Raw genomic sequence first — 16152 nt, forward strand, 5'->3', positions numbered from 1 at the left:
GGCTGCTCCAGGGGTTACGGAAATGCTGCAATGCAATTATGAACCACTTTTCATTGCGACAAGCTGCGGCAATACGTTAAATTAGCCCTCACCGGAGATTTTCCGGCTCAAATCCAGGAGTCGCAATGGAACGCTTTACCATCTCGATAGACGAGGATCTTGCCGCCGAATTCGACCGCCTGATCACCCAGCGCGGCTACCGCAATCGTTCCGAAGCAGTGCGCGACCTGATGCGCGGCTACCTGGAACGGGAACGGCTGGAGCGCGACGAAGCAACCCACAGCGTCGCCAGCCTGTCCTATGTTTACAATCACCACGAACGCGAGCTGGCCGAGCGCCTCACCGCCTTGCAGCACGGCCATCACGACCTGACAGTGGCGACCATGCACGTTCACCTCGACCACGAGCACTGCCTGGAGAGCGTTATCCTGCGCGGCCAGACCGCTGCCGTGCGCAGCTTCGCCGAGGCCATGATGGCCGAACGCGGTGTGCGCCATGGTCAGATCAATCTGGTCGCGGTCGAGGTCGAACATGGTCACCACGCCCACGGCTATGTGCCGGCGGGTAAGGGCGCACCGCACCTGCATCTGAAGCCAAAAACCTAATCCTGCGTATCCCAGTCGTGGGCATGTACATGAACATGCTCGACTCCGCCGTGGCGATGCTTATGGCGGTGGGCCAGGTTGGCCTTTTCCAGCAGTTCCGTGGCGCGGAGCGCCTGCTCTACCGGTCCGTCGAACAGAATTTCGCCGCGTTCGCCGAGAACCAGGCAGCGGCTGCCGAGTTCGGCCGCCATGCTCAGGTTATGGGTACTGACGATGACGGTCTGCGTCGAATCCAGCAGGGTATCCACCAGCCAGCCCGCCGTCGCTGGGTCGAGACTGGCTGCCGGCTCGTCCAGCAGCAGGAGCTGTGGTTCCAGCGCGAGCAGGCTGGCCAGGGCAACTTTCTGTTTCTCGCCGCCGCTCAGGCTGAAGGGTGCTTTGTCGAGCAAGGGGCCGAGCCTGAGCGCGCCGGCCCAGCTGGCCACGCGCGTGTCGGTATCCGGCAGGCCGAGCTGCCGCGGGCCATAGGCGATTTCTTCGCGCACGGTCGGGTTGAACAGCATCGCCTCCGGATGCTGGAACAAGAGCCCCACCTGGCTGCGAAAGCGGCGCGCGAAATCGCGCTGCTGCAGGCGTGACCGTTTCAGCTCCTCGCCCTGCCAGTACACACCGCCGCGTTCGGCGAAAATCAGGCCATCAAGCAGCTGCAGCAGGGTCGATTTGCCGCAGCCGTTGGCGCCGAGCAGTACCATCTTTTCGCCGGCTGCGACCGAGAAGCTGAGATCGTCGAACACCTGGGCGCCGTCAAGCCAGCTGAAGCCGATGTGATGGAGTTCAATCATCGAAAGCTCCGCGCGAACGCATCGCCTGGGTGACCTCGGTGGTCGAGGCGAGCGATTTGTCGAACAGGGTAGTGGCCTGTGCCGCGGCATTGCGGGCGCGGTCGGCCAGGTGAGGCCGCATCGGGTTGCGGCTTTCGAAGGCGAGACGGAAGTCGCGCACGATGCGGGCGAAGGTCTGCATCTGCCCCAGCGCCAAGGTGGTGAGCAGGGTCAGCAAGGGCCAGCCGCGCAGCGCCGCCAGCAGGTTCACGCGCGCGGCGAACCAGAAGCCGAGGTAGACCAGCAGCAGCACGCGCAGGTTGACCAGCAGCAGGTAGTCGGGCGAGAAGCCGCCTTGCCAAGCGGTGACGGCCAGATAGCCGAGGCTGACGGTGAGATTGAAAGCCAGCAGCGCACGAATGGTTTTGCCCAGCAGCCGCCAGCGCAGCTTGCCGCTGGCAGTAATGGCGAGCAGGAGTGCTGCTGCCAGCCAGACGGAATGGTGCAGGAAGGTCGCCGCGACCACGGCTGCGGCATAGACCAGCAGCCATCTGCGCGGATTCATGTCACCCACCTGCGCGCACGGGCGAGTCGCCATACCAGCACGGTCAGCACTGCTTCACCCGCGCCGATGACAAGGTGCGGCAGCATCACGGCAGGCAGCGTGATATCGATTCCGAATGGGAAGAACAGCGGTGTGCCGTCGGCGCGCCGCGCAATCGACGGCTGGATGCCGAGCACCAGCGCGATCAGCGCTGCCGGCAGCACCACCGACAGCCAGGCGCCGAAGCCGACTGAGATGGTTTCCCCCGCGCCGCTGAGTAACCTCTTGCCGCCGACTGCGGCGGCCGCGCCGACCAGTCCCATCGCCAGCGCATTCACCGGCAGTGCGGTGATGCCGCCCGCGCCGAACAGCAGCGCCTGCAGCAGCAGTACCAGGCTGTAGGCGATGAAGGCTGTCCGCACGCCAAAGGCCATCGCCAGCAGCGCCACGCCCAAGGCGTGGCCGGAGGTGCCACCGGGCAGCGGCACCATCACCAGGCCCAAGCCATAAGCCAGCGCCGTCAGCATCGCCAGGCGCGGTACGGTGGTTTCGTCCAACTGCTGCCTGAGGCCGCGCGCCGCCCACGACCAGGCGCCGGCAGCGAGTGCATAGGCGGGCAGGTAGGTTTGCGGCGAGAGGAAACCGTCGGGGATATGCATGTTTGCTCAGATCAGAATCGAGGAGCTGAAGATCAGGCGGTTTTTTTTCGCCCCTTCGCCGCCATGCTGCTGGTTGGATTCGTTGAGTGCGCTCAGGTTTTTCATGAGGTTTTGCGTTGCCTGATCAGGAGCTGGACCAAGCCGAAGCCGGCCAGTAGCAGCGACAGCCCGAACAGGATCAGGCTGAGCCGGTTCGGTCCTTGGCTGACCGGGGAAGAAGAACTGGCAACGGCAGGTGATTCGAAGCTCAGGTCGGTGCCGTGGCCGTCAGTGGAAAAGGCTTTCAGACGCCATGCCCGGTTGTCTCCGGGGATGAAGACAACGCGTCCCTGCGCATCGGTGCGGCCAACTTGGGCCGGAATGTCCTTGCCTGCCGGGTAGAGTTCGTAGGCTTCGTAGGCGTAGGGTTTGCCGTCGGCATAGACGAGGTGCACGGTGACTGCGCTGGTGGTTTCGATGGTGTGATGGACCTCGTGGGCGGCGCAGGGGGCGGCGAGCAGGAGCAGTATCAGCAGCCAGTTTTTCATTGCGGCAGCTCGAACTGCAGGGTGGTGGCTCGGACCAGGGTGTCGGCCTTGCCGTCGGCGAGCCGGGTTTCGAGGCTGGCCTCGATCAACTGTATGCCGCCCTGGCGCAGGCGAATCACCACCTTGCCGTCTTCGCCGCTGGCGCCGCGCGTATCGCCGCCGTAGGCAACCGGCACGCCGACACGGGGCTGCTTGTGTTCGGTTACCAGCACTGTCAGCTTATCGCCCGGTTTAAGACGGGTGGGGTCGCTTAGCGGCGTGAGTTCCAGCCCGTCGGTCAGTGGTTGTGCCGCTGCGGGCGCCCAGCGGTCGATGCGCTTGACCGACTCCTCCGACAACCAGCTTTCGACCACGCCGCTGGCCTGATTCTTCGGCACGTTCCTGGTTTCCCATGCCGTCTTGCTCCAGTAGCCGGAGGAAAAGCTGACGAACAGCGCCGCGCAGTTTGCCACAATGCGGACTGGGAAGTTTTTGACCAGGGCCGGGGCGCGGACAGTGCCGCTGTCATCGACACAGACCGCGCTTTTGGCAAAGGCTGGGTCGTAGTTCACAAACTCTGCGCCGGCGTGGGCCGAATGCCGGTGCCCCTGGTACAGGAGGTAGCCGTTGCTGTCTCTTTCCAGCCAGAGGTCGTGGGCGAGCGCAGGCATGGTACAGAGGAGTAGCGCCGCTACCGACAGGCTGATTTTCCAGTCTATGGTTTGCCATGTGGACATGCTGGCTCCGGCGAGGGTGGATGCAGGAAATGTTATATGAAGAATTATAAAAACATCATACAACATGGTGCCGTGGATGCAAGTTTCCCGTCACAGCAGGGAAATCTTCAATCCAAATCCTGGGGAATCGTATTTTCAGACGGGCTGCCTGATTGAATTTTCAAATGACCATACAGGATCATATTGTCTTTTTAGTATTTTCTACTATGCTGTTATATAGAAGACATATATGTCCTTAATTCGTGTCGAACTCCAAACAGATCGGGAGCCAAGCGATGAGCGAGAAAAAGATCGAAAGCAGCGAAAATATCGTGATGCTTGAAAACAGGCTGGGTATTTCGCGCCGCAGCTTTCTGCAATTGTGTGCGGCGATGGCTGCCACCATGGGCCTTCCGCCCGGCGCCGACGCGGCGATTGCCGCAGCGGTGGCAAGCAAAAAGCGTCCTTCCGTGATCTGGCTGCACTTTCAGGAATGTACCGGCTGTACCGAATCCCTGTTGCGCGCCGAGCATCCCACCCTGGAAAAATTGATCCTGGACGTGATCTCGCTGGATTACCACGAGACCCTGTTCGCGGCTGCCGGCCATCAGGTCGAAGCGGCTCGCCGGCTGGCAATGAAGGAGAACAAGGGCAAGTACCTGCTGGTGGTGGAGGGGGCGATCCCGACTAAGGACAAGGGCATCTACTGCAAGATCGGCGGCCAGACCGCGATCGACATGCTCAAGGAGTGCGCCGCCGATGCCGCCGCAGTGGTGGCCATAGGTAGTTGCTCTTCATGGGGCGGCATGCCTTCCACCGGGCCGAATCCGACCGGCTCGTCCAGCGCTAGCGAGGTGCTGGGCAAGGTGATCCCCAATATCCCGGGCTGCCCGCCCAACCCCTACAATTTCCTGTCGACGGTGGTGCATTTCCTGACTTTCGGCAAGCTGCCCGAGGTCGATCATCTGGGCCGCCCGAAATTCGCCTATTCGCGCCTGATCCACGAAAACTGCGAACGCCGCGCCCATTTCGACGCCGGCCGTTTCGCCATGGAATTCGGTGACGAGGGCCACCGCAAGGGCTACTGCCTGTACAAGCTGGGCTGCAAGGGTCCGGAAACCTATGCCAACTGCCCGTCGATCCTGTTCGGCGACGTCGGAAACGCCAGCTGGCCGGTCGGTACTGGCCATCCCTGCATCGGTTGTACCGAAAAAGGCATCGGCTTCACCAAGCCGATCCATGCCTTGGCTGATCTGAAGAACGTAGTGCCGCCGCTCGGCTTCCCGCGTATCGTCGAGGAGCAGGGCTCGGGCGCCACCATCGCTTCCGTCGCGGTAGTAGCGGCGGCAGCCGGTGCGGCGGTGGGCGCGGCCGCGGCCATGGCCAAGAATCTCGGCCAGGTGACGGTGCCGCCGCCTGAAAAATCTGACAAGACTGAAGGCAAGACAAAAACTGAAAGGGCCGAGCCATGAAACGGCGCGATTTCCTGAAAGGCGCACTGGCTGGCGGAGCTATGCTTGCTTCAGGCTCGCCTGCCCAGGCGCGCCCCAACAAGACCATGCCGCCCGAAGCGGTCGGCCTGCTTTACGACAGCACCCTGTGCATCGGCTGCAAGGCATGCGTGGCGGCCTGCAAGGAATCCAACGGCATGCCGCCGGAGTTCTCCACGGCGGAGCAGTACTGGGATACCCCACTCGATATTTCCGGCAAGACCCTCAATGTCATCAAGATGTACAAGGAGGGCAGCGGCGAAATCAAGGACAGCGAGAAGAACGGCTATGCCTTCATGAAGGTATCCTGCCTGCACTGCGTCGATCCCTCGTGCGTATCAGCCTGCCCGGTGTCGGCGATGACCAAGGACCCGGTCAACGGCATAGTCAGCTACGATAAGGGTGCCTGCATCGGTTGTCGCTATTGCGTGGCGGCGTGCCCGTTCGGCGTGCCGCGCTTCCAGTACGACCGGCCCTTCCCGCAGATCACCAAGTGCCAGCTGTGCACACACCGCATGAAGGAAGGCAAGTACGCCGCCTGCGCCTACGTGTGTCCGACCGGCGCCACCCTGTTCGGCAAAGTCAGCGACCTGCATGCTGAGGCCAAGCGCCGGCTGGCGCTGAAGCCGGGTGATGACACCGAATTCCCTCGCGGCAACCTGAACACCCACGACCAGTCTTCCTTCCCGGCCAAGGCGGCCAAATACCTGCCGCAGATCTACGGAGAGAAGGAACTGGGTGGTACCCAGATGCTCAAGCTGTCTGCCGTACATTTCGAGAAACTGGGTATGCCCACGCTGCCGGAGCGCTCCTATGCGGCCACTTCCGAGACCATGCAGCACACGCTGTACGGCGGGCTGGTGCTGCCACTGGTGTTCCTCGGCGGGTTGACGTACATCGCCAAGCGCAACGTCAAGAATTACGGCGACGACGAGAAAGAATAAGGAGGCTTCGATGTCGGCAACTCACAACCATCCCGCTCCCGCCCCGCTCGGCGGTCCGCTGGTCACCCCGGTGACGATCACCCTGGCCATCCTGGTGGCGATCGCCTTCGTCATCCTGGGCATCCGTTTTGTGTTGGGCATCGGTGCGGTGACCAATGTCAGTGACGGTTATCCTTTCGGTATCTGGATCGCCTACGATGTGGTGATCGGCTCGGCGTTCGCCTGTGGCGGCTATTCATTGGCGCTGCTGGTGTATATCTTCAACAAGGGCGAATACCACCCGATGGTGCGGCCGGCACTGCTGGCTTCCATGTTCGGCTATACCCTGGCCGGTGCCTCGGTTATCTTCGATCTGGGCCGCTACTGGAATACCTGGCACATTTTCTGGCCAGGCTATGCCCAGGTTAATTCGGTGATGTTTGAAGTGGCGGTGTGCATTACCGCCTATATCGTCGTGATGATGATTGAATTTTCGCCGGCTTTCCTGGAAAAATTCGGCTTCAAGGATATCCATAAAAAGCTCAACAAAGTTCTGTTTCTGATCATTGCGCTGGGCGTGTTGCTGCCTTCCATGCACCAATCCTCGCTGGGCTCGCTCATTGTGGTGTTCGGCAACCAGATTCACCCGCTGTGGCAGACCATCATGCTGCCGCTGCTGTTCCTGATGACGGCGGTGATGATCGGCTTCGCCATCGTGATCTTTGAATCATGCCTGTCGTCGAGCGGTTTCAAGCGGCCGCTGGAATTGCATCTTCTGACCGGTCTGTCACGCCTGATGACCGGCTTGCTGGCGGCCTACCTGGTGGTGCGGGTGGGCGACCTGGCGGTGCGCGGCGCGCTCGGCTTCATGTTCGAGCCCAGCATCGAGGCCTTCATGTTCTGGGTAGAAATGGGACTGTTCGCAGCTCCTCTGGTCTTGCTGTGGCAGCCCGCCGCAAGGCAGAAGCCGGCCAGATTATTTGTTGCCGCGTTTTGCCTGCTGTTCGCCGGGTTTTTCCTGCGTATCAATGCCTTCCTGGTTGGCTATGAAACCGGCGCGGGCTGGCACTATTTCCCGGCGGTGCCGGAAATCATGGTCAGCGTGGGCTTGATTGCGCTGGAGATACTGGGCTACATCGTGCTGGTGCGTTACCTGCCGATTCTTCCGAAAGAAGAGCAAATCTAGGAGACAAGCATGGGAACAAGAATCACGATTGATCCGATCACCCGGATTGAGGGCCACCTCAGGATAGATTGCCAGGTGGACAACGGCAAAGTCTCCAAATCCTGGGCTTCCGGCCAGATGTGGCGCGGCGTCGAGCAGATCCTGCTGGGGCGTGATCCGCGCGATGCCTGGGCGATCACCCAGCGCATCTGCGGCGTATGCACCACGGTGCATGCCATCGCCTCGGTGCGCGCGGTGGAAAACGCCCTGAACCTGGAAGTGCCGCTTAATGCGCAGTACATCCGCAACCTGATCATCACGGCCCACGCTATTCATGACCATATCGTGCATTTTTACCATCTCTCCGCGCTGGATTGGGTGGACGTGACCTCCGCGCTCAAGGGCGACCCGGCCAAGACCGCGCAGTTGGCCGAGAGCCTGTCCACCTGGAGCGGCAACAGCAAGCAGGAGTTCACCAAGGTGAAGGAGCGGCTCACCGGTTTTGTCGGCACCGGCCAGCTTGGCATTTTTACCAACGGCTACTGGGGGCACCCGGCGATGAAGCTTTCGCCGGAGGTGAATCTGCTGGCTGTGACGCACTACCTGCAGGCGCTCGATGTGCAGCGCAAGGCCAACAAGATCGTTGCCGTTCTCGGATCGAAAACGCCGCACATCCAGAATATGGCGGTGGGCGGCGTGGCTAACCCGATCGCGCTTGATTCGCAATCTGTCCTGACGGTTGAGCGGTTGCTGGCGATCAAGACCTGGATCGACGAGCTGGCGGATTTCGTCAAGAATGTCTACCTGGTGGACGTGGCGGCAATCGGCGCATTTTATGCGGACTGGACCCAGATCGGTGCCGGCATCACCGATTACCTGTCGGTGCCGGATATCCCGCTCGACACCAAGGGCACCCAATTCGCCCTGCCCGGAGGCTACATTCCCGGCGGCGACCTGTCCAAGTTCCACGCGATCAAGAGCTTCAGCGACCCTTATTTCCGCGACGGCGTCGAGGAAAGCGTCAAGCATGCCTGGTACAAGGGCGGCAAGGGCGCGCTGCATCCCTACAAGGGCGAGACCGTGCCGGAATACACCGACTTTCAGGACAACGGCAAATACTCCTGGGTCAAGTCGCCCACCTTCTACAGCAAACCGGCCCAGGTCGGCCCGCTGGCCCGGGTCTTGGCGATGGTGGCGGCCAACTACGAACCCGCAGTCAAATACGTCACCCAGACCCTCGACACCGTCAGTGCGATTGCCAAGACCAAGGTGCCGGTGGCGGCGCTGCATTCCACTATCGGCCGCCATGCCGCGCGCGCTGTGTCGTGCGCGGTGCAGGTGGACGTGCTTGGGAGCCAGTGGCAGATGCTGGTGGACAACATCGCCAAGGGCGACGTCAAGACCTTCAACAAGCCAGTGTTCCCGAAAGGCGAAATCAGCGGCGTTGGCTTCCACGAAGCGCCGCGCGGCGTGCTGTCGCACTGGGTGGTGATCAAGGACGGCAAGATCGCCAACTACCAGGCGGTCGTGCCGACTACCTGGAATGCCGCGCCGCGCAACGAGAGCGATGCTATCGGGCCGTACGAGGCATCGCTGCTCAATACCCCGGTGGCCGATCCGGAGCGCCCGCTCGAAGTGCTGCGCACGGTGCACTCCTTCGATCCGTGCCTGGCCTGTGCCGTGCATGTGCTCGACGACGAACAGCGCGAGATAGTGAAAGTAAAAGTCCTCTAAGGCTAACCGCAAAGGACGCGAAGGTTTACCAGGTTTTTCACGTCCTTTGCGGTGAAAGGTTTTTAAAAATGCGCATAATCATTCTCGGTGTCGGCAACATCCTGCTTTCTGACGAAGGCATCGGTGTGCGCGCGGTCGAGTCGCTCAAGCGCGAATACCGCCTGCCGCCGGAAGTGGAGGTGATCGACGGCGGCACCTCGGCGATGGAGATGCTCGACGATCTGGCCTGTGCCGACCATCTGATCATTGTCGACGCGGTGCGCAGCGGCAAGCATCCGGGCACTATGGTGAGGATAGCCGGCGACGCGGTGCCGGTGTTCTTCAAAACCAAGCTGTCGCCGCACCAGATCGGCTTGTCCGACGTGCTGGCCACGCTCGTTCTGACCGGCGAGCAGCCGGGCGGCGTGACCGTGATCGGTGTGGAGCCTTGCTCTCTGGCCACCGGTATGGCGTTGACACCGCAGATCGAGGTGCTGTTGCCGAAAGTGGTGGCGCAGCTGGTAGAAGAATTGCGGCAACACGGCATGGCAGCTGAACGCCTCGAGGAGGAGGTGGCCTGATGTGCATGGCGATCCCTTCACGCATCGTAGAACTGGCCGGTGAAATGGCCACGGTCGAGGCCTTCGGCGAGTTACGCAGCGTCAGTCTGATGCTGATGAACGACGGGGTTGCCCTGGGCGATTACGTTCTGGTGCAGGCCGGCGGGTTCGCCTACGAGCGCGTCGAGCATCAGGTCGCGCAGGAAGCATTGAGAATTTTTGGCCAGGTGGTCGGTTTTCCACAGGCTTAATACTGGGTTTTTTTCGGGTAAGATGAGCCGGCCGGTATGGTCGGCTTTTTTCTGAGCTGAACCCTTGCTGCTGTTCATAGTACGCTGCGCGAAAACCCCCCTGAATGGTATGATGCTGATTGAATAGCCTAATTAGTAGAGCCTTGCTTTACGGCATTGGTTCGGAGAAGACAGATACAACATGAACCAAGACCTGCAAAAGACCCTATGGGCGGCTGCTGACAAGCTGCGCTCCAACATGGACGCCGCCGAATACAAGCATGTCGTCCTGGGCCTGATTTTCCTGAAATACATCTCCGACGCCTTCGACGAGCGGCGGGAAGAACTCCAGGCTGCTTTCGCCGACCCCAAGCATGAGCTTTACCTCGGTGATGACAGTCAGGTTCCCACCATGCTGGAAGACAGGGATTTCTTCACCATGGCCAACGTCTTCTGGGTGCCAGAATCCGCGCGCTGGGAAACCATTCGCAACCAAGCCAAGCAGCCCGACATCGGCAAGCGCATCGACGATGCCCTGATTGCCATTGAGCAGGACAACACCAGATTAAAAGGCATCCTCGACAAGCGCTTCGCCCGCACCCAGCTCGAACCGGGCCGACTGGGCGAACTGATTGACATGATTTCCTCCATTGGCTTCGGCGCAAAGGATAAAGCCAAGGACACCCTGGGCGAAATCTACGAATATTTTCTTGGCCAGTTTGCCAGCGCCGAGGGCAAAAAAGGTGGCCAATTCTACACCCCCGCCTCGGTGGTCAAAGTGCTGGTGGAAGTGCTTTCCCCGCACAAGGGCAAGGTGTATGACCCCTGCTGCGGTTCGGGCGGCATGTTCGTGCAGTCCGAAAAGTTCGTCGAGTCCCACGGCGGCAAGTTCGGCGACATTTCCATCTACGGCCAGGAATCCAACCCGACGACCTGGCGACTGGTGGCGATGAACCTCGCCATACGTGGCATGGATTTCAACCTCGGTAAGGAACCCGCCGACACCTTCACGCGAGACCAGCACCCCGACCTGCGGGCCGATTACATCATGGCCAACCCACCGTTCAACATATCCGACTGGGGTGGCGACAAGCTGGCTTCCGACCCGCGCTGGGTGTATGGCACGCCACCGGCGGGCAATGCCAACTATGCATGGCTGCAACATATGCTGTGGCACCTCAAGCCCACTGGTATGGCGGGGGTGGTTTTGGCGAATGGCTCCATGTCGTCGAACACCAACAATGAAGGGGCCATCCGCAAGGCAATGGTGGAAGCCGACGTGGTGGAAATCATGGTTGCCCTCCCGCCGCAACTGTTCTTCAACACACAGATTCCGGCTTGCCTTTGGTTTCTGGCCAAAGACAAAACCAAAAATGGCCGCAATCGCCAAGGCGAGTTCCTGTTCATTGACGCGCGCAAGCTGGGCCGCATGGAAGGTCGCGTATTCCGGGTGTTCGACGATACCGACATCGAAAAAATCGCACTAGCTGTCCATGCGTGGCGGCACTCTTTCTCCCCTCTCCCGCAAGCGGGAGAGGGGCTGGGGGAGAGGGTGTACGCCGACGAGCCCGGATTTTGCGCTTCCGTTAAGTTGAGCACGATTGCCGAGCACGGATTCGTCCTCACCCCCGGTCGCTATGTGGGGGCGGAAGAAGTCGAGGACGACGACGAGGCCTTCGCCGACAAGATGGCCATGCTCACCGCCAAACTCGCTGAGCAGATGAAGGCAGGCGACGAACTTGACGACCTCATCCGCGAAAAGCTCGGCAGGTTGGGATATAAGCTATGAGCACCATCGAACACGAATCTGTCGTTGCCATAACCAATAAATACACTAGAAAGTTATCGTATGTCTGAATTGAGTTTTGAGGCATTGGAGCTCTCAATTGCCGCATTGGAACAGGGCTTAATCGAGCATGAGCAATACCCGCAGTTGCTTACTGTGCGGGATGGTGTCATCCAGCGCTTTGAAATTGCGATGGATGTCTCTCGCCAACTTATGATTCGCGTTCTGAAAGAGGTTTTTTCCCTTGATGCAGCCAGTGCCCAAAAGGACACCATTCGGGAAGCCGCAAAGTTCGGCTTGATTGCCGATGCCGAAGCATGGATGGGGCATCTGGCTGCCCGTAATCGCACCTCGCATACCTATGACTCGGAGATTGCGGAACAGGTGTTTTCCCACATCCCTTCGTTCCTGCCGGATGCAAGGGACTTGCTCCAACGCCTCCGCACCCATGCTGCTTGATATTCGCCCAGACTATTTGCAGATTGTCCAAGACATCCTGCAAAAGCATGTGCCTCAGTATGAAGTATGGGCATTCGGTTCCCGCGCCAAGTGGACAGCCAAGGAATACTCCGACCTCGACCTGTGCGTCGTATCAGACAAGCCGCTGAGTTTTTCTGTGTTGGGGGCGATAGGGGATGATTTTTCTAATTCCGATTTACCGTGGAAAGTAGACATCGTGGATTGGGCGACCACCAGCGCATCGTTCCGCAAGATTATCGAGCGGGACAAGGTGGTTGTGCAGAAACGGAGCTGTGGTATGAGTTCTGAGTGGACAGAGGTTCGATTGGAGGAGATAACCACTATCTTAGGTGATGGGCTTCATGGAACACCCGAATATGATGACCAGGGTGATTATTACTTCATCAATGGAAACAACTTAAATGATGGAAGAATCATATTCAATGAAAACACACGCTGCACGCCCGCCTCAGAATTTGATAAACACAAAAAAGATTTGAATAACAGAACTATTCTTGTCTCCATAAATGGAACATTGGGTAATGTTGCTCTATATCGTGGAGAGAAGGTTGTCCTAGGTAAAAGTGCTTGTTACTTCAATGTTCGTGAAGGCGTGGATAAACAATTTGTTCGATATGTAATTACTAGCGATTTATTTCAAAATTACATCCATAATTTAGCTACTGGCTCAACAATCAAAAATGTTTCGCTTAGACTGATGCGCAACTTTAGATTTATGCTGCCGCCTCTTGAGTTGCAGGAGAAAATCTCGGCAACACTAGTTGCTCTCGACGACAAAATCGCCCTGCTGCGCGAAACCAACACCACGCTTGAAGCCATCGCGCAAGCCCTTTTCAAGTCGTGGTTCGTGGATTTCGACCCTGTTCGTGCCAAGGCCGAAGGCCGCGTCCCGGAAGGCATGGACGAAGCCACCTCCGCGCTCTTTCCCGACAGCTTCGAGGAATCGGAACTGGGCTTGGTGCCGAGGGGGTGGCAGGTTGGAACCGTTGAAGAGGTGGCAGCGAAAATTTTCAGTGGTGGCACTCCTGATACTCGTCGCCCGCAGTTCTGGAAAGGTGATCTTCGTTGGTTTTCGTCTGGTGAAACCAGAAACAAAATAGTCATTGAGACTGAAAAGCGAATTAGCCAGGAAGCTGTTGCAGGTTCATCCACGAAGTTGGCGTTACCTGGTGACATTTTGATTGCGTCTGCTGGACAAGGACATACACGTGGGCAAACATCATATTGCGCAGTGCAAACTTACATAAATCAGTCTGTTGTCGCGGTAAGAGCCAGTTCAGATAATTGCTCACCTGAATGGTTGTACTTCAATCTTTCTCGACGATATGAAGAAATGCGTAATCTTTCAGATTCACACAGCAGTCGGGGTAGTTTAACTACCAAACTGCTCGGTGGTATGCCTGTGTTAATTCCATCGCCTAGTTCAATTCAGGCATTCTCGAGCCTGGCCTCCGTTGCTCTCAAGTCACAAGCTGAAAACGAGAGGCAAGCCCAAACCCTCGCCACCCTACGCGACACCCTGCTCCCCCGCCTACTGTCCGGCAAGCTGCGGCTAACTGACTCTGAGCCCGTTGAAGAGGCCGCCTAGTGAAAATCACCCGAGTCCAGCGCATACGCAACTATCGGGTATTTCGTGATTTTGCTTGGCCAGAGGATTTGCCTGATTTTGGCAGGTTCAACCTCATCTACGGATGGAATGGCTCCGGAAAAACAACCCTATCGAGTCTCTTCAGGCAACTAGGCAATCCGCAAGCTGTTCAAGAAGGTGAGTTCGAGTTCATCATCGACCAGCATTCCGTCACGAATAAGAGCCTAGATAGCGCTGCGTTGCCTCCAATACGTGTGTTTAATCGCAACTTCATTGACGCGGCTGTCTTCGAGACAGTTGGAAAACAGTTTTCCCCTATCTACTTTCTGGGTGAAGACAGCGTAGAGAAGCAGAGGCAGGTTGAAGCATTCAAGGTCCAGCTTGAGAATGCACAGAAAGAACAAACCAATGCCCATGCCAAACACGAGGCGGCCCTCTCAGAGTTCGAAGCATTTTGCACGGACCAGGCCCGTATCATTCGTGAGCTTCTGACCGCACCTGGCAGCCCATACAACAATTACGACAAGCGCAATTTCAAGGAAACTTTAAGACAGCTCAAAGACGATACCTACAATAGCCGCCTCCTCAACGAACAACAGAAAGCCGAGCTGAGACAGGCTAAAGATGGGAAGTCAAAACCCAAGATACCCGTATTTCAGGCTGACTATCCGAACCTTTCCGAGTTAACGAGTGCGGCTCAACATTTGTTGAGCAAATCTGTTGTTTCTCGGGTGATTGAGGAGCTCGCAAAAGACCCCCCTGTTGCATCGTGGGTGGGCGCTGGCCTGCCGCTTCATACAGATGACCATGCGTCAGCGACTTGTCGCTTCTGTGGCCAGACGCTTGCCGAAGAACGCTTGCAGCAGCTACAAGCGCACTTCAATGATGACTTTAAGCGATTCCAGGTCGAACTTGCGGGCTTCATCTCAAAAATTGAGGCCGCAAAGAGACAGGTCAAGGAGAGGCATCCGCCCGAGCAGTCCCTACTCTATGACCACCTCACAGAAGAGTATGAGAAGGCGGTAGGCAAAATAGCATTACATCGCACGAATGTAACGCTCTACCTGGATGCACTTCTCCAGGCTTTGGCAGCCAAGAAGGAGTCACCATTCACATCGGTGGCCTTACTACCTTTCTTTGGCATAACTTCTCTGACCAATGAGCCAATGGGGGTGCTTGGGACAATCTTCTCCGTGGTCATGGCTGGGACAGGCGTACTCGGAGCACTCCAGGGGAAAGAGGCCTTCGAGAAAATTAGTTCGTTGATTGCCACCCACAATAACCTGACGGATAACTACCTCAACGAAATCTCCAAGGCCAGAAAAAAACTGGAAGAGAACTTTGCTGCTGAGGCTTTTGAAGAGCATAAACGCAAGCAGCAATCCATCGGCTCAAGCAAGGCCTCTGAGGACACAGCGACCACTGTGGTTAAGGAGCTAAGAAATAAAATCGCGGCTTTGCTTCGAGTTATTAGGCAACACCATCGGCCCGCCGCCGAACTGACCAATGAGATAAGCGCATACCTTGGCCGGGATGAACTGGCATTCGTTGCACACGAAAATGGGTACACCCTTACCAGATACGGACAACCCGCGACAAACCTCAGTGAAGGCGAACGGACTGCGATTGCATTTCTGTATTTCTTAAAGTCATTGCAGGACACCGAGTTCGACCTGAAAAATGGGGTTGTTGTGATTGATGACCCTGTTTCCAGTCTGGATGCCAATGCACTCTATAGCGCTTTCGGTTTTATGAGAGACCGCACCAAAGACGCTGGCCAGCTATTCATACTGACACATAATTTCGCTTTCTTCAGATTGGCAAAAAACTGGTTTCACAACTTGCCAAAACCGCTGAAAAAAACAGCTGGCTTCTACATGCTTACCTCTACCACCCTCGCTGACCATCGCAACTCGGCAATAGGGCAATTGGACCCACTGCTACGACAGTATGAGTCTGAATACCACTACCTGTTTAAATGTGTCTATGAGGAGGCTAATCGGCCATCAGGGTTCGTTGAGCTGTCCGTAAACTACGGTATGCCAAACATAGCCAGGCGCGTGCTGGAGGCCTTTCTAGCCTTTCGACTTCCGGGCAAGGCAAACGAGCTATACCAGCAATTAGAGCAAATTACGTTTGACCCGGCGAAAAAGGCTCGCATGCTTCGGTTCTTGCATACTCATTCACATCTCAAGCAAATCACGGAACCTGAGCACGACTTATCCATTCTCGCGGAGACCCAAGCCGTGCTCCAGGACGTGCTTAGCCTAATTGAAGATACTGATAAGGAGCATTTCCGGCAAATGCTTGCGCTAGTCAGCCCACCAGAGAATCAAGAAGAAGGGGAGTGACATGAGCCTCATCGACGAAAAAATGGCCGAGCACGACACTCTGCTTCCCCGCCTGATGTCAGGAAAACGCAGGGT

Annotated in this window: 16 protein-coding genes; 11 read left to right on the top strand and 5 right to left on the bottom strand. The window is 57.8% G+C overall.

The window, feature by feature from the left end:
- The first annotated feature begins 125 nt into the window (after positions 1–125).
- Complete coding sequence (gene nikR, locus SCT_RS01905) at positions 126–605, top strand: nickel-responsive transcriptional regulator NikR (RefSeq protein WP_059418406.1); 480 nt, start codon at positions 126–128, stop codon at positions 603–605.
- On the opposite strand, the gene SCT_RS01910 is transcribed toward nikR, so the two are convergent.
- The 5 genes from SCT_RS01910 to SCT_RS01930 all read right to left on the bottom strand — a co-directional run bounded on the left by SCT_RS01910 (position 602) and on the right by SCT_RS01930 (position 3812).
- Positions 602–1387 (bottom strand): energy-coupling factor ABC transporter ATP-binding protein, encoded by a 786-nt coding sequence (locus SCT_RS01910; RefSeq protein WP_059418408.1) that lies wholly within the window; start codon positions 1385–1387, stop codon positions 602–604. The genes nikR and SCT_RS01910 overlap by 4 nt on opposite strands.
- Positions 1380–1931: a hypothetical protein gene (locus SCT_RS01915; RefSeq protein WP_059418410.1), complete on the bottom strand. Its 552-nt coding sequence runs from the start codon at positions 1929–1931 to the stop codon at positions 1380–1382. The genes SCT_RS01910 and SCT_RS01915 overlap by 8 nt, the downstream gene beginning before the upstream one ends.
- The gene (locus SCT_RS01920; protein WP_059418412.1) at positions 1928–2569 is read right to left on the bottom strand and encodes an energy-coupling factor ABC transporter permease; all 642 of its coding nucleotides are present in this window, start codon (positions 2567–2569) and stop codon (positions 1928–1930) included. Before SCT_RS01920 ends, SCT_RS01915 begins: the two co-directional genes overlap by 4 nt.
- Before the next feature lie 101 nt (positions 2570–2670).
- Entirely contained in the window at positions 2671–3096 is a 426-nt protein-coding gene (locus SCT_RS01925; RefSeq protein WP_059418414.1) for an ABC transporter permease, read from the bottom strand.
- A complete protein-coding gene (locus SCT_RS01930; RefSeq protein WP_059418417.1) occupies positions 3093–3812 on the bottom strand; it encodes a DUF4198 domain-containing protein in 720 nt (239 codons plus the stop codon). Before SCT_RS01930 ends, SCT_RS01925 begins: the two co-directional genes overlap by 4 nt.
- Before the next feature lie 275 nt (positions 3813–4087).
- On the opposite strand from SCT_RS01930, the gene SCT_RS01935 reads away from it, so the two are divergent.
- From SCT_RS01935 to SCT_RS01980, 10 genes are all read left to right on the top strand, one after another.
- The gene (locus SCT_RS01935) at positions 4088–5263 is read left to right on the top strand and encodes a hydrogenase small subunit (protein WP_189799637.1); all 1176 of its coding nucleotides are present in this window, start codon (positions 4088–4090) and stop codon (positions 5261–5263) included.
- Complete coding sequence (gene hybA / locus SCT_RS01940; RefSeq protein ID WP_059418418.1) at positions 5260–6225, top strand: hydrogenase 2 operon protein HybA; 966 nt, start codon at positions 5260–5262, stop codon at positions 6223–6225. The genes SCT_RS01935 and hybA overlap by 4 nt, the downstream gene beginning before the upstream one ends.
- Positions 6226–6235: 10 nt before the next feature.
- Positions 6236–7390, top strand: a complete 1155-nt coding sequence (gene hybB / locus SCT_RS01945) for a Ni/Fe-hydrogenase cytochrome b subunit (RefSeq protein ID WP_059418420.1) — start codon at positions 6236–6238, stop codon at positions 7388–7390.
- A gap of 9 nt (positions 7391–7399) precedes the next feature.
- Positions 7400–9103 (top strand): nickel-dependent hydrogenase large subunit, encoded by a 1704-nt coding sequence (locus SCT_RS01950; protein ID WP_059418421.1) that lies wholly within the window; start codon positions 7400–7402, stop codon positions 9101–9103.
- Between the two features lie 68 nt (positions 9104–9171).
- The gene (locus SCT_RS01955; RefSeq protein ID WP_059418423.1) at positions 9172–9663 is read left to right on the top strand and encodes a HyaD/HybD family hydrogenase maturation endopeptidase; all 492 of its coding nucleotides are present in this window, start codon (positions 9172–9174) and stop codon (positions 9661–9663) included.
- A gap of 5 nt (positions 9664–9668) precedes the next feature.
- A complete protein-coding gene (locus tag SCT_RS01960) occupies positions 9669–9893 on the top strand; it encodes a HypC/HybG/HupF family hydrogenase formation chaperone (protein WP_237759552.1) in 225 nt (74 codons plus the stop codon).
- A 181-nt stretch (positions 9894–10074) separates the two neighbouring features.
- Complete coding sequence (locus SCT_RS01965) at positions 10075–11661, top strand: class I SAM-dependent DNA methyltransferase (protein WP_059418426.1); 1587 nt, start codon at positions 10075–10077, stop codon at positions 11659–11661.
- Positions 11662–11721: 60 nt separating this feature from the next.
- Complete coding sequence (locus SCT_RS01970; RefSeq protein WP_059418428.1) at positions 11722–12117, top strand: nucleotidyltransferase substrate binding protein; 396 nt, start codon at positions 11722–11724, stop codon at positions 12115–12117.
- Positions 12107–13726, top strand: a complete 1620-nt coding sequence (locus SCT_RS01975) for a restriction endonuclease subunit S (RefSeq protein ID WP_059418430.1) — start codon at positions 12107–12109, stop codon at positions 13724–13726. Before SCT_RS01970 ends, SCT_RS01975 begins: the two co-directional genes overlap by 11 nt.
- Positions 13726–16077 carry an AAA family ATPase gene (locus SCT_RS01980; protein ID WP_059418431.1) on the top strand — a complete coding sequence of 784 codons (2352 nt, stop codon included), beginning with the start codon at positions 13726–13728 and terminating at the stop codon, positions 16075–16077. The genes SCT_RS01975 and SCT_RS01980 overlap by 1 nt, the downstream gene beginning before the upstream one ends.
- Positions 16078–16152: the final 75 nt, after the last annotated feature.

The sequence above is a fragment of the Sulfuricella sp. T08 genome (assembly GCF_000971475.1).
In the GTDB taxonomy this organism is placed as follows: Bacteria; Pseudomonadota; Gammaproteobacteria; order Burkholderiales; family Sulfuricellaceae; genus Sulfuricella.